The sequence below is a fragment of the Salinimonas chungwhensis DSM 16280 genome (assembly GCF_000378185.1).
Classification (GTDB): Bacteria; Pseudomonadota; Gammaproteobacteria; order Enterobacterales; family Alteromonadaceae; genus Alteromonas; species Alteromonas chungwhensis.
Genome location: NZ_KB899382.1, coordinates 82,392 through 96,859, shown reverse-complemented (window position 1 = coordinate 96,859; position 14,468 = coordinate 82,392). Strand labels below are relative to the sequence as shown.

The window sequence follows — 14,468 nt, the reverse complement described above, 5'->3', positions numbered from 1 at the left end:
TAAATAACAAACATTCAACCTTTAGTTTTATGAGATAAGACTTTTGAAAATCGCTGGCAGAGCCATCACCGAATATGATCTAAAACTGCTGAAGGTATTTAAGTCAGTGGTAGAAAATGGCGGTTTTGCCGCCGCCGAAGACGAGCTTGGCATTACCCGCTCGACGATCAGCGTGCATATGAATAATCTGGAAACCCGCATGCGCCTGACCCTGTGCCATCGCGGCCGTGGCGGCTTTATGCTCACCCCCGACGGACAAACGGTTTATCAGGCCTGTTTACCGCTTTTTAGTGCATTGGGCGACTTTTCACACGCTGTCTCCCAGCTTAGTGACGAGATTGCCGGTCCACTGGTGGTATTGCACGCCGATGTGCTCGATGACGCCCGACACCGGTTATTAGCAAAAACCATTAATACGCTCATGACCGAGGCGCCAAAGCTAAGAATTACGTTAGACGGCGACCGTATCGAAAATATTGAGCAGGCGCTGCTGAAAGACAAAGCGCACGTGGGCATTTTCCCGGGCTACCGGAAAATGGCAGGGCTAAATTATACCGATACGCTGAACGAACCTATTTATTTATGCTGTGCCCGTGCACACCCGCTATTTGCTTTGAGCGATGATGCCATCACCGATGCCCTTGTTGCAGAACATGCAGCGGTGGTACCTGGTGTGGAAATCAGCCAGCGAGGCCGTGAACAGCTTAAAAAACTTTCTCGGGGGGCCCACGCTTATCAGTTTGACTCCCGTAAGGCGCTGATTGCATCAGGACGCTTTATCGGCTATTTGCCCGGCAGTTATGTAGATAAAGAGTTAAAAGATGGGGAGTTCAGATTACTCTGCCCGACGCGTTACCAGTATAACTTCGCGCAGTCTCTGGTAAGTAAGCAAGTTCCGGCAGAGCCGAAAAAAGTGGCGTTATTTTGCCGGGTGCTGAATCAGCATATCGAGCAAAGTGACACCTGGTCAGGCGGGGTTGTCGAGTAATCCCGCCTCGGTAAACCTGGCCCTGACACCTTCAAGTTGCGATGAAAACCGTTTCCACTGACCCACACTGCGATCGTTGATAGGTTGCCTGACCTGCACCGCGCTTGCGGTTGTTACTTGGGTTTTCTGCTGATAAAAATCCAGACACTCAGGGTCGTAAGGGATATCGCAAAACGCAGTGATGCGTCTGATTTCTTCTCTCGGGTTCTTAACCAGAGCTTCGTAACTCACGTGCAGGATATTATCACCAAGCAGGTCTTGCCAGTGCGCCATTAACCGGCGATAGGCAATGTAATAATCAGCGATTTCATCCAGAACATAGGAAAACGGATACGCATGGGTGAACAGTTGTTTGTATACCGACCAGACAGTGTCCATCGGATTGCGCTCAACATGAATAATACGCGCCTGTGGCAGGGCTTTGTGAATAAGACCCAGATACAAAAAATTCAGTGGTAGCTTGTCCGTCAGCCGTGAGCTGTTATTTTGATAGTCGCCGACGGCTACCTCGTAGCGCTTTCCTATCGCCTCAAAATCACAACGCGCCGCCTGGGTGATAGCCTGCTGCATGTTAGCGGGCTTTCCTTGCCTTCCTGCTTCAGTCATCATGCTTGTGGAAAATGCGTTTAATTCCCCCCCCATAGCTACACTATCATGTGCGCCTAATAAATTTTCAACCAGCGTGGTGCCACTGCGCGGCATTCCGACAATAAATATGTTGCTTTTGCCCTGATCGCCCGACGCGGTGTTAGCGCACCATGTTTTTGAAAAGGTCTTCGCAATGGCCTGCATAATCGCTTCATCCTGTGCTACCGAATATTTCAAATAGCGGCGACGAAGACTGGCTCCGGAGGTATAGGCATCGAAACAAGCTTTGTCCTGACCTGCATCCTCATAGATTTTGCCAAGTGCATGCCAGGCATGCACCCTTTGCTTGGGAGGTATCGCTTCGCTGGTCAGATTATGGAGTGATTCAAGCTGTTTTTTTTCGGCCCTCTGTGGCCGCAAATATACTTTTAACCAATATGCCTCAGCATCCTTCGGGCTATTTATAAGGTGACGGTTAAGCGCTATTTCAGCTCCGTCTATGTCACCGACGATACGCAGTGTGGTCGCAAGGTTGTAATGGTAAGTGGGATGTTCTGGCAGTTGTTCGCAGGCGCGCTGATACAACCCTGCTGCAAAAGAAAAATCGTTGGCCTGGCAACTCCAGTAGGCAGCCTCAGCAAGTTGTGCCGCCGTTGGAGAGACAAGGCGCTCCACATAACACTGGATTGTCTGCTGCGCCTGTTCGAAGCTTCCGGCCTCAAGGTGAGGCCGGACAAGATGTTCCAATTAACTGCTCCTAGAACTGATACTGCAAAGCAACCCCGATAGTGCGCGGCTGAGTGATGTATGACTTAGATGCATTGCCATAAAAGTTTTCCTCCGGATCGGTTCCCATATAGCCTTCAGACAGCACGCCGGTCACACCCTCTTCATTAAATACATTTTTCACGTATAGACTAGCGTTCCAATTTTCTGCATGCAACGTGGTATTCAGATTCGCAATCCAGAAAGACGGCAGTGTGATATCAAAAATTGGATTGTCTCCTAAAGAGTTGCGTGAGTCAGACTGGTAGTAAGCACTTGCTCTGCTAAGTAAGTAATACTCACCTTTCATCTCATAGTAGTGTTCTAAATTTGCGCTAAAGGTATGTTTTGCTGTACTTGGCAGTCTTTCACCGTTCGTTGCACGTAGTACTTCGCTGGGATCGCCCTGTATACCCGCTGGGATAAAAAGATCGTCCGTCAGTTCGGCATCTGTGAAGGCATACTGCACCCCGTACTGGAGGTTGTCGGTGAGATAACCCCGGGTTTCAAACTCCACACCCTGAGTGCGTGCTGACTCTCCGTTAACCGCTGCATAAAATCCCCAATTCGGTGTGGTAACGTTAAGCTGAGGATCATCCCAATCCATACGATACAGGGTTACCGCGTAGAAGGTTTCGCCGGTATTCCCTTTTACCCCAACCTCATAATTGGTCACAGAGTCTGATTCGTAATTCAGGTATTCAGGGTTTTCTGCAAATCCGCCTGTTAGTGGCACAGCACTGGTACCGCCGCGGCGATAACCCTCTGATACCGTGCCATAAACCATCATCTCATCGCTGACATCGTAGGACAAATTCACCTTGAATAACGTATCGCTTTCTTCTGTTGTGGCGCCTACTTCTGACGCGCCCGGATAAATAGGCAACTCAATTTCTGTATCATTGGAAATTTCGTTGTCAAAACGTCGCAATCCAATGGTCAGGTCCATATCCGTATTGACATGCCAGGTTAGCTCACCGAATACCGAAAGGTCTTCGAATTCACCATTATCGCGGTAGCGAAAATCCTGGTCGGTTAATGTGCCGCCCCAGCTTGCCAGTGTTTCATCAAAGCCGCTCGCCATGGCCCATTCTGAAAACCCTGGCATGATGCTGGATTGTGTAGCGCGGGTTTCCTGATCCAGATAAAACGCGCCAACTATCCAGTCAAATGACTCGCCTGGTTCGGACACTAAACGAATTTCCTGACTAAAACCTTCATCCTCATAAGCGCGAAGTGCACTTGCCATAGGGCGTGGTGAACCACCGTAAAACCAGGCAAACCAGTTATTTTGTGCATAAAAACCAGTGTTGTCGCTGACCGAGTTCCCGGTATGTTCATAATTTGACGTACTGGAGGACAAGGTAGCAAAGCCGAGATTCCATTCTACTTCCAGCGCCATCAAATCAACTTTGCGCTCTGAAGGCTCTAGCTGAATAGCACCGTTCTCATACTCATCATAATCCTGCTCTTCACCTGACACCCAGTTAGTGCCGGTCGTGACCTGGCGTCGACCACCAATGTCGTCTGACTGCCATTGGTAAGAAAGTAATGCGCTAAAGGTATCAGAAGGTGAAAACAGCAAGGACGCACGGCCATAATCAATATCTACCGTATCTGCATCCTCGACATCGCGAAAAACCGGATCTCCAGAAGCGATGTCGCCGCCTTCTGCCACCGGGTCACCGTCGCTGTTGAGTTCATAGACATTGGCATAGTCTACAATGCCATCATTTCGAATCACCCCGGCATTGGCGCGAAATGCCACAGAGTCACTGATGGGTATGTTAATCAACACATCATAATTTTGATTAAAACCTTCTGAACCTTCGGACTGACTAACATTCCCTTTGACACTGCCACTAAAATACTCAAGTTCTGGTTTTTTCATACGATAGCGCACTGTACCGGCCAGTGCGCCAGAGCCATAAAGGGTCCCCTGGGGCCCGCGCAAAACTTCTACTGCGTCGATATCTTTAAGGATAAAGTTGGCAAATAAGGGGGTGTCATTTACGTAAGAGGAGACTGTAGGTGCAGCGTTTAGCGCAAAGTCGCCATTACCTGAGGAGTCTACATTCATTCCACGGATAATAATGTTATTCAGTACACCAGAGTTTCGGTACCCCCGATCTACGGCTGTCACCCCGGCAACGCTTCGGATCATCTCAACGGTATCTACAATATTACGTTCGCTCAGCTCGCTGCCGTTAATCACAGAAAGGTTGTAGGGTGTTTCTTCCACCGTAGAAATACGCCGGGAAGATGTCACTTCAATGCGCTCTACAGTCCGTGCGTCCGAATCTTCCTCTTCTTGTGCAGTGACGACGTTACTGCATAAAGCAGTACTCATGGCTAATACCAGTGGTGACAGTGAAAAGCTGTTTTTCTTTATCTGTTTCATCAGTCCGTTCCCTTTCAATCTATTGTTTTTATGCGTGACTTGACTGTAAAAATTTTTGTTATGGTTGTGTTAGGGCCAGTTACGCTTTTTCGTCAGACCAGATTATCTGGCTTTTTCATCGGTCCCAGTCCATCGAGTGTCTGGGATCGCGCGTTGGGTTGATATTGCGGATACGCCACCGGATGGTCGCGGAAGCTTTTAAGTGTCTGCCCCAGCCCTTGCCAGCCCCGTTCGCGCACCCGGCGAACATAGTCGAAATCCACATCGAATAAAATGACATCATGCTCACCGGATGACTGGTGAATCACCTCTCCACCCGGCCCAACCACGATAGAACGGCCAACACCCATGGTGGATGCAGCGTTTATATCGACCATATAGCACTGATTTACAGCGGCACTACTGCGCGCAATTGACAGCTCGACATCGCGATCAATAGTGTTGGTAAGTGTTGGATGAACAATGACCTCTGCGCCCAGCCAGCTAAGCGCACGCACTGTTTCAGGAAACCACATGTCGTAACAGATTGAGATACCGATTGTCCCCACGCCCGGTATGGTGAATACACAGGGCGTATCGCCTGAGGAGATACCTTCCTCATACGGTAAAAAGGGAAACATTTTACGATAGCGTGCGACCACTTCCCCTTTTGGAGACAAAACCGAGGTGGTATTGAACACGCGGTCTTCAGCGCGCTCAAAGAGGGAGCCGTTTACCAGCCACAGGTTCGTATCGGCAGCCAGCTTGCCATAGCGTGATTCGGTTTCACCCGGCAAGGTTTCAGCATGGCGGGGGGCGGGCCCAAAAGTCGCCAGCTCTGAGAGCACGACCATGGACACATGGGGGAAGCGTTTTTTGACATTGCGCACTTCCCGGGCAATGGTGTCAAAGTTGTTTTGGTTCGCCGGCAACGCTAGCTGCAAACCGGCGATACTCATGACCGTCATGTTCACTCTCCTGTCATTCGAAGGATCGATATCCTGTTGATTAACAGAGTAAACAGCACGTTGGTTACCGGGTAGGTCCAGTTAGCAAATGAATGTAGGGCCAGCGTCACGTCTTGTTATAATTGGCGGCGTCTACAAGCTTACCGTCACGTACCCAGTGAATCCGGGTATCGGTAATAAATATATCAAAGCCCAGTAATTCGCCGTATGACCAGCTTTGCCACTGACGATACCAGGTATTGCCCTTCAGCCACCAGGTGCCGGTATCCTGTTTTTCATCGTTATGGCCTTCCACCCCTTCCATTTTGCCGTCAGCAAACAAAGTAATTCGATACGGATCGCCAAATACTGTGTAACCGGTGAAAGTAACATTGGACAAAAAACGCTTGAGTTTGTCGCCCTTCAGGTGCTGCCCAAAAGAAGGGTCGCCATCGGCGCGGATATCGTCAATGAGTTTTGCCAGCTCCTCGACGCCTGGCCGTATCTTTTCCTTCGGTAAACTGCGCACGCCCAGCCGAAAGTAACACTCCGGGCGGTCATGGCCGCCGTAAAAACGGTCGACCGGCTCGATTAGGATCCCTTTTTCAGCCGCTGCAGCCACAAATTTCTGGCTGTTCAGCCCCGGAGGCCCTTTCACCCAGCAGGTACTGCCGCCCATGGTTTCACTGGTGACAATGTAAGGGCCAAGATAATGATTGAGGGCTTCGCGTAACTCCTGCCAGCGCTCGTTGGTGGCCTGGTACAAACGCCGCATGGTCATATCGTAATAACCCAGCGATAAGAACAGCGCCATGATGCGCTGGTTATTAGCCGGTGGATGGCGCAACATAAGTGCACGCAGCTGTCGGGCGCGACGGACAAGTTCAGGGCTGGCCACCATAAAGCCAAGGCGCAGTCCCGGTGCAAGTGCTTTAGAAAAACTGGAGATATACACAACGCGCCCCTGAAAATCCAGGCTTTTAAGGGCCGGATTAGGGTTGCTGATAAAATTAGCTTCGCTTTCATAATCGTCTTCGATCACGATAAAGTCATCTCGATTGGCGAGCGCTATCAGTGCTTCGCGCTTTTCACGGGACATCGTGACCGCAGTGGGTACCTGATGACTCGGTGTGACGTAGAGTAGCTGGGTCTGGGGTGAGATTTCATGTAAGGCAATGCCGTCTTTTTCAATGCCAGCAAAACGTATCGGACACAGGTTATGCTGCGCCAGTTGCCGAATGCCCTGATACCCCGGCTCCTCCATCGTGAGCAGGGTTGTGGTATTCATCAACAGGCGACTGACCAAATAGAGCGCCTGTTGAGAACCCAGAGTGACCAGGATTTCGTCAGCATGGGCCTGAATGCCGCGACGGGGTAAAACTTTGGTACGGATTTCATGAATCAGGCTGGCGTCATCCTGATACCCGCTATCACGTGCCCAGCTTCGTATCTCATCGACATTTAAACTAAGTCGTGAACATTCACGCCACTGATTCAGCGGAAAGAGCGACTGATCGTACTGGCCATCAATGAAGGGATAGCGATAATCTTCCCAATTGTCTGGATAGGCAGGTTGGCTGGTCTCGATGCTTGTAGGATTACAGGCTGTCTGCCAGTCAAATTGTGTTTCGTCAGAAATTTCTATTCTGGCAGCTTCGGCGTGTTCATCAAACACATGCTCGTTAACAAAAATCCCGCTGCGTTCACGACTGACCAGATAACCTTCGTCCGCAAGTTGCTCGTAAGCCGCAACGACTGTATTGCGTGAGACCCCCAGAGTTTCGGCCAGCTTTCTGGATGAGGGCATGCGCGAGCCGGCCACAAAGTAACCGCCTAAAATGGCTTCTATCAGTTTGCTTTGCAGCTGGCGTTGGAGACTTGTTGTACCATCGTCATCAAAAGTAAACAGGTGTTGCAGCATAGTCTTCTTATTATTTTCAACCTACACTACCCTGAACGGTTTTATCCAATTTATCAAGTAGTTGTGTAGGATAAAGGCAAACTAACAAACAACCGAAAAGCGCAATCGCGGCGACATTGATCAGCACTGTATAGTCACCAGCGCCCAGTAACAGCGCGGAAACCATGGGCCCTGAGGCAAGTCCGGTTTTCGATGCAAACCCACCCAGCGCCGCCATCTTGCCTTCTTTATCGAATTCTGCACAAATCCCCAGCAGATACGCAATACAAAAGGCCCAGGTGATGCCCACCAATACGTTGGCCAGCCAAAAAATAGCCTGCGAGGCACTGTAGTGCAGAGCAATAGTGGCAAGTAATGTGAGTGTCATCGCAATCAGCAGTGGATACATCCGCCCAAAACGGGTGGAGAATACGATAACCAGCCAGGCTCCAACCAGCCCAGCCCAGGCCGAAACCCCCAGGGTCGGTGAAATAAATGTAAGCGTGAGTCCGTAAGATTTGCCCAGGTCAATGATGTAAGCATAGAGCCCCATGTTTGCGCCCTGAAACAGGAAGACAGATAACAGAGCTGCTCCCAGGGGCCACCATTTTACGTCAGCACTTATCGTGGGTTTAGGTGCATCTTCAACCCGATAGGCGGGTAGAAAAAATAACATGATAAAACTAACTACACTAAAGGCTATCAGCGATAAAAACAGCGCGGAAGTACCGTAGACTGGCGCCAACGGCGGCAGAAACATTACGCCCAGACCGCCAAGCCCAAACTGCACGAACAACAGGTAACCAAATGTTTTATGTACCAGACTTACTCTGGCGATCACTGCGAACGAGACACCCACTAGCAGACCCCCGACCATACCGTGCAGACCGCGAATCATCTTCATAGTCATCGGTTCAGTGACCCACATTGATAAGGTATCCAGCCCTATCAAGCCAAGTAATAATCCAACGGCAAGTGGTTTCCATTTTACCCGACTGATAATGAACACAGCAATCAGCGCCCCCACTGCAGCGCCATAAATATTTAAAGACGCCACGAGTCCGGCGTCAGCACGGCTAAATCCCAACGAATCAATCAGACCCGACACAATGGCTGGCATAATATTCACATAGAACAAGCCGGCGGTTGCTAAAAACGCCAGCATAATGCGCGCAGCCATCCCTTCAGCGTTCACTGTCATTGTGGATTTCATCCAAGACTCACTCAGTGTTGTTAACATACGTCTCACCCTACTGAACCTGATGGTGCCCTGTTAGTACCAGTTTGATACTAAGCAGGGCACCAGATGATTAACGTCCACACACTGGGCTGATTTTTTCCAGCTCTCTGATGGTTTTGGTAAATCCGTATTCATTATTATCGCTCACGTAATAATAAACCATATCATTGGGCAGCATAACCACGCCGATGCCGCCAAATCCAGACATGTAAGGAAGCCAGGTTGGCGTGGAACAGGTCACCTGTGTTGACGCGCTTAAATCATAGGCCCATACGCTATGCTGATAGCGGCTTGCCGTTCCCGCATTGAGACCAGTATTACTGGTCTGCTGAAGCGCATCCGCCAGTAACGAGGCATCCAGTACCGTCTGGCCATTGATCTTCCCGTTATCCTGGCCCATAAATTTACCTAGTTTAGCAAGGTCATCACCCGTTAGGGTCAGGCCGTAGCCACCCCATACCTGCAGCTCATTGTCATAAGTGCGCTTACTCTGGTAACTCAGGGGACTTAAATTCAGCGGCTTATAAATATCGCTGACCAGTAAATCGTTAAAATAATCAGCACCACTTCCGGCTTGCTGCTCATGATATTGCTGCAGCGTACGGCTCACAATGTAAGTGTCAGATGTGTGATAAACAAATTGCGTGCCCGGAGCTGCTTTACGGGAATAGCCACAGCTGTGGCTGATTTTATCGGCGTGGGTGTCCACCAGAAAAAAATCACTGACCGTTTTTTGCGCCCCCTCGTCGACGGAGTCGCCACTGGCATCATAATTACCGGTCGCCATATCCAAGGCGTTGAGGAGGGTAACATCCTGCCACTGCGACCCACTGCAGGCCGTTACATAATCGCTAATGGCGATGTTTTGCTGACTGCCGCCGTAACGCTGCTCGGCGCGCATTACGCCTAAACCTGCTACCACCGTTTTAGCCGTTGAATAGGAGGGCAACGCCATCACGTCACAATACGGATACTCGCCGAAGCGCGTCTGGCAGGCGCCCCGATAATGGGTGCCGTTATATAATACGCCATAGGCGGTAAGATGTGACGCGCTTTGATCACTGCCGATGCCGGTTACCGAAATACCCGCGGACGGGTAGTCAGTAGCCAGCGCTGACAGCGGTTTTACCGGTAACCGGTTAGCATACTCCTGCACATAGTCGCTGATGATGGCATCACGCTCAGCCACGGTGCCCGGGGTATAATCTGCGTCTACCTTGCCGTGCAGGTTATATTTAAAGTATTCACAGGTTTCCTGCGCAACCTGGTAGGCCACATCCGATACACTGCCATCATCTTTAAACAGAAAGGTCATCACGCCGTTGTGGGTGCAGTTTGCGTTAATTTCCTGCAATGCAAAGGGCAGCGCCACACGAGAGTAACCATTGTCGCCGGCTTCATCCCACACACGCCCAGGCAGCAGCACCCACTCCCAGGCAGTATGACCAGTATTCACGACCTGACGCTCACTCGGCAACAGGTGGGTGCCGTACTGAACAAACGTAAAGTCAAAGGGTGGCAGTGAATTTGGGTTAGTATAGGCAGACGCAAGATTCGTCCCCTGCTCGGTAAGCGTGCCCGGCGTAACTGTTAAGGAAAGCGATCCTTCCAGCGTGTTTGAAGGATTGGCAGCTTCCTCGGGAACGCCATACTGACTAAAGTCTACCAGGGAGACTGGCGTACTGCCGGTTAACACCGAGTAGGTCAACGCACTTCTACTGATGTTGCCAGAGCCATCAAGACAGTCAAAGTCACAGGCCTGCGCCGTCACACCTGTTCCGCTAAAAGTAACAGAGTCAGGTGATGTCATTGCGTTTGAAGGTAGTGTCAGGGTTGCGCTTTGTGTACCGTCCGTCGCAGGGGTGAAGGTCGCCGTGGCCTGACAACTGCTTGATGGAGTTAGCGTTTGTCCGCTACAGTTATCGCTAATCAACGCAAATGGCGTGCTCAGGCCTGACAGGTTTGCCAAGACCAGCGCCGCATCGCCAGTATTCGTTACAGTCAGTGCGGTCTGTGACGTTTGCCCGACGGCCACCTGCCCGAAATTGGTGTTGCCGGACACCGCGAGTGCCGGGCCCGAAGTGATCGCCGGCGTGCCGGTAAGCAACACATTGTCACCGTAACAGTAGTTGCCAAACAGCGTATAAGCCCGGAAACGAACGTGCAAAGATGCCAGGTTATCCAGGCCGTTGTTTTCGGTGCCGGTAGTAAAACTCCCGTTATCCTGTCCATTCACAATGGAGGTTAACACCTGCCATGTTGCTCCATCATTATCAGAATACTCGATGTAACAGGCATCGCCAGCAACCAGATAAAGTCCAGCCAGATCTGCAGACAGTGATACATTCTGATAATTTTGGGTTGAGACGGTGTAGGTTGCCTGGCGCACCCCGTCCAGTCTGAGTGAGTAATTCCCCTGATACACATTTGCCGTGTCGTTACCGTTGCCATTCAGTTGCCAGTTACCATATTCACCGTCCTGAAAGGTTTCTTCAAACACCGCGCCCTGACTGGTTGATTCACCGGTCAGCGTTACGTTGTCGGCATAGCAGTAATGCCCGTAGAGGGTATAGGCGCGAAATCGCAGCCTCAGTTGCGCAATATTATCAAGCCCGGAATTAAGCGAAAAGCTACTGAAAACACCGCCAGACTGGCCAGTGCCCACACTGCCCAGCGACTGCCAATTTGCCCCACCATCAACCGACACTTCAGCAAAGCAGGTATCGCCCGCTACCAACCCTGTCGCCGCAACGTCCATAGTTAGTGCCACGTTCTGATAAGCTTGTGTGGAAACCTCTAGTGTTAGCGTGCGAAGTCCATCATGACGAATCGAATAATTACCCTGATACAGATTAATGGCATCATTACCATCACCTGTGGCTGTCCAGTTTGCATAGTTACCCGTTTGAAAGTCACTCTGGTAAATAACGTCTGCAGTTGCAGCTCGTCCACTACATAAGATCACCAGAAGAAATAAATGGTGTTGCCAGTTATACATATCGCTCTCTCAACTGTCGCTTTTTTACCCAGCCTAAGGAAAAACCTGCCAGCGAACAGAGCCAGATATGTATTTGGATAGAACCAGACCGAAACACCTGTCTTCAGCCACCGGTTAGCCCAACATTTATTTCACTGTCAGATAGCGGCCCACATGTGGGCACCAGATTCAAACGGTCATGAAACGCTACATCTGAGCTTTGAAGAGCGTTACTTTCGATTTAGGTTGATGCGCTTTTTAGAAACATCGATGTCTCCATCAACATAAAAGCAGTTATTGGGAAAATTTAAATGCCCTTTTTGAGCATTTATCGAACTATAAAGCGTATTGCGTGCAGGCTAATCTCTCGACCACGTTTGTTATATCAAAATGTATGGTTTAATACCTGTGGTGAGTTTGTCTTAGCCAAACAAAAAGGCCCTGGGTAGCCGTTACAGCAAGGATAGTAGAATGTCTCTTAGAGAGAAATTGGTGATTCGCGCGACCTGGATATCTTCAATTCGCCGACTAAATCTGCATAAAGTTAGTTTGCGCCAGGTTACCTACAATGGCTACTTTAGGCAGAAGAATGATTAGGTTTTGCATCTTCCGTTTTGAAAATTATAAGAGCCAACCACCTATCTGTTAACTGTTATTCTCTGCATTCAATGGCAGCTTCATCCAATGCTAAATGTGATGCGTACACTACACATGATCTCTATATCTGGTGAGCTATGACAACTAATGATTCTACATCGTCTTCAAATCCTATAACATCGTTGGCGGAACTCGCCGGGTTTGCCAGTTACTCTTTGTTAGATTCACTGACAGCGGACCCAGATGCCTCAGATACCGCCGACGATTATCATCCCAGGCAGGTTTTCTCAGGACATTATGTGCCCGTAAAGCCGACCCCCATCGCAAATCCTCAATACGTCGCCCACAGTAAAACGCTGTTTGAGGAGCTTCATTTTGCTTCTGAATTTGCCCGAAGTGATGATTTTATCCAGTTTTTTTCAGGTAATATGGCACGCGCTGTTCCCCCCATGCGTGAAGCAGGCTGGGCGACGGGATACGCGCTGTCTATTTATGGAACTGAGTTTGTACAACAGTGTCCGTTTCAAACCGGCAATGGCTACGGCGATGGTCGCGCGATATCTGTGCTGGAAGCTGTTATCAATGGCAAGCGTTGGGAAATGCAATTAAAAGGTGCCGGGCGCACACCCTACTGTCGCGGTGCCGATGGTCGCGCGGTGTTGCGCTCAAGTGTCAGAGAGTTTCTGGTTCAGGATCACATGCATGCGCTGGGCGTACCTTCTACCCGCTCGTTGAGTCTCATCGTTTCCCAAACAGAAACTGTAGATCGGCCCTGGTACCGGGAAGGATCCCAGGCTCAGAATCCAGAAATAATGGTCTCCAACCCGGTGGCTATTACTACCCGGGTGGCGCCGTCTTTTTTACGGGTAGGTCAGCTTGAGCTCTTCGCCAGACGCACCCGTAATAAGCAGTATAGCGAGGCTCATAGTGAACTCAGGCAAATTGTCCGCCATTTAATTGAGCGGGAATACAGTGACGATGTAGACCTGAGCAGCACATGGGAGGAGCAACTGCTTCAGCTGGCGGTGGCCTTTCGTGAACGCTTAACATCCCTGATTGCTGATTGGATCCGGGTTGGCTATTGTCAGGGTAACTTTAACAGTGATAACTGTGCCGGCGGTGGCTTCACTCTTGATTACGGGCCATTTGGATTCTGTGAACTTTTTGACCCGGCGTTTCAGCCCTGGACTGGAGGCGGTCAGCATTTTTCATTTCTGAACCAGCCTGTCGCGGCGCAGAAAAATTATGAAATGTTCTGTCGGGCACTCAAACCTTTGCTTTCCCATGATTCGATGTGCACGCAAGAGCTGGAAAAATGCTGTAATGCGTTTTCTCGCGTAATGCAGGAAAAAACAGCATCCATGTGGGCCGCCAAGCTGGGGCTGGACACTTTCGATTCAGCACTATTAATGCAACTGCTTCAGTTGATGGTTAAAACCTCCGTCGATTACACTATTTTCTTTCGAGAGCTTTGCGCAATTCCGAACGAGGTTTCGGCCCTTAGCCGGAGCTTTTATATCACACCCAGCGACGACCTGGTTGCCCAGTGGGCTGATTGGCTTGAAAGCTGGCGTAGCCAGGTCGGACAAAACGGTAAAATTGATGAAGTTGCAGCAAGAATGAAGCGGGTGAATCCAAAGTACACTTGGAGAGAGTGGCTTGTAGTCCCTGCTTACCGGCAGGCGGAGAAAGGCGACTTCACTTTGATAAAAGAGCTTCAGGATGTACTGACTGCCCCCTACAGTGAACAGTCCAAAGAAGTTGAGAATAAATTTTATCGACTGCGTCCACCAGAATACTTTGACGCAGGCGGCATTTCGCATTACAGCTGCTCATCATAACCTAAGAAGCACACAAGCAAACCACAGCCGGCCTCGCGCCGGTTTTTGTACTTGAGAAAACCAGTTTTATCGTAAGCGCTTAACAAAAAAATGCGTAATATTTCTTTCTATCAGTCTTAGGTATCGCGTAATTTTTGATGATTTACCATGTCATCGACAAAGCTTTAAAAAAGTAATCAGACTCGGTACGTTTCCCTGTATACCGCAGCCGTTATATCAATATATATGTTTAGCCCTGAAATTCG

General features: G+C 49.8%; 8 protein-coding genes. 2 read left to right on the top strand and 6 right to left on the bottom strand.

The window, feature by feature from the left end; translation table 11 throughout:
• The first annotated feature begins 43 nt into the window (after positions 1-43).
• Positions 44-988 (top strand): LysR family transcriptional regulator, encoded by a 945-nt coding sequence (locus F458_RS0111830; RefSeq protein WP_018983643.1) that lies wholly within the window; start codon positions 44-46, stop codon positions 986-988.
• Here the strand turns inward: F458_RS0111830 and F458_RS0111825 are convergent.
• From F458_RS0111825 to F458_RS19470, 6 genes are all read right to left on the bottom strand, one after another.
• On the bottom strand, positions 968-2,323 hold the full coding sequence (locus F458_RS0111825) for a tetratricopeptide repeat-containing sulfotransferase family protein (RefSeq protein ID WP_018983642.1): 1,356 nt from the start codon (positions 2,321-2,323) through the stop codon (positions 968-970). The two genes, F458_RS0111830 and F458_RS0111825, sit on opposite strands and share 21 nt — an antisense overlap.
• A gap of 10 nt (positions 2,324-2,333) precedes the next feature.
• Entirely contained in the window at positions 2,334-4,742 is a 2,409-nt protein-coding gene (locus F458_RS0111820) for a TonB-dependent receptor (protein WP_018983641.1), read from the bottom strand.
• Positions 4,743-4,834: 92 nt separating this feature from the next.
• Positions 4,835-5,689 carry a carbon-nitrogen hydrolase family protein gene (locus F458_RS0111815; protein WP_018983640.1) on the bottom strand — a complete coding sequence of 285 codons (855 nt, stop codon included), beginning with the start codon at positions 5,687-5,689 and terminating at the stop codon, positions 4,835-4,837.
• A gap of 106 nt (positions 5,690-5,795) precedes the next feature.
• A complete protein-coding gene (gene pdxR / locus F458_RS19475; RefSeq protein ID WP_018983639.1) occupies positions 5,796-7,589 on the bottom strand; it encodes a MocR-like pyridoxine biosynthesis transcription factor PdxR in 1,794 nt (597 codons plus the stop codon).
• 16 nt (positions 7,590-7,605) lie between these two features.
• Entirely contained in the window at positions 7,606-8,808 is a 1,203-nt protein-coding gene (locus tag F458_RS0111805; protein WP_156824229.1) for an MFS transporter, read from the bottom strand.
• 70 nt (positions 8,809-8,878) lie between these two features.
• On the bottom strand, positions 8,879-11,806 hold the full coding sequence (locus F458_RS19470) for a choice-of-anchor D domain-containing protein (protein ID WP_018983637.1): 2,928 nt from the start codon (positions 11,804-11,806) through the stop codon (positions 8,879-8,881).
• Positions 11,807-12,519: 713 nt separating this feature from the next.
• On the opposite strand from F458_RS19470, the gene F458_RS0111795 reads away from it, so the two are divergent.
• The gene (locus tag F458_RS0111795; RefSeq protein ID WP_018983636.1) at positions 12,520-14,223 is read left to right on the top strand and encodes a protein adenylyltransferase SelO; all 1,704 of its coding nucleotides are present in this window, start codon (positions 12,520-12,522) and stop codon (positions 14,221-14,223) included.
• The last annotated feature ends 245 nt before the right edge of the window (positions 14,224-14,468 follow it).

What these genes read in the sequence shown, in the direction of transcription:
- F458_RS0111805 (WP_156824229.1), bottom strand. Translation starts at nt 8,808, where the DNA reads ATGTTAACAACACTGAGTGAGTCTTGGATGAAATCCACAATGACAGTG.
- F458_RS19470 (WP_018983637.1), bottom strand. Translation starts at nt 11,806, where the DNA reads ATGTATAACTGGCAACACCATTTATTTCTTCTGGTGATCTTATGTAGT.
- pdxR (WP_018983639.1), bottom strand. Translation starts at nt 7,589, where the DNA reads ATGCTGCAACACCTGTTTACTTTTGATGACGATGGTACAACAAGTCTC.
- F458_RS0111795 (WP_018983636.1), top strand. Translation starts at nt 12,520, where the DNA reads ATGACAACTAATGATTCTACATCGTCTTCAAATCCTATAACATCGTTG.
- F458_RS0111820 (WP_018983641.1), bottom strand. Translation starts at nt 4,742, where the DNA reads ATGAAACAGATAAAGAAAAACAGCTTTTCACTGTCACCACTGGTATTA.
- F458_RS0111815 (WP_018983640.1), bottom strand. Translation starts at nt 5,689, where the DNA reads ATGACGGTCATGAGTATCGCCGGTTTGCAGCTAGCGTTGCCGGCGAAC.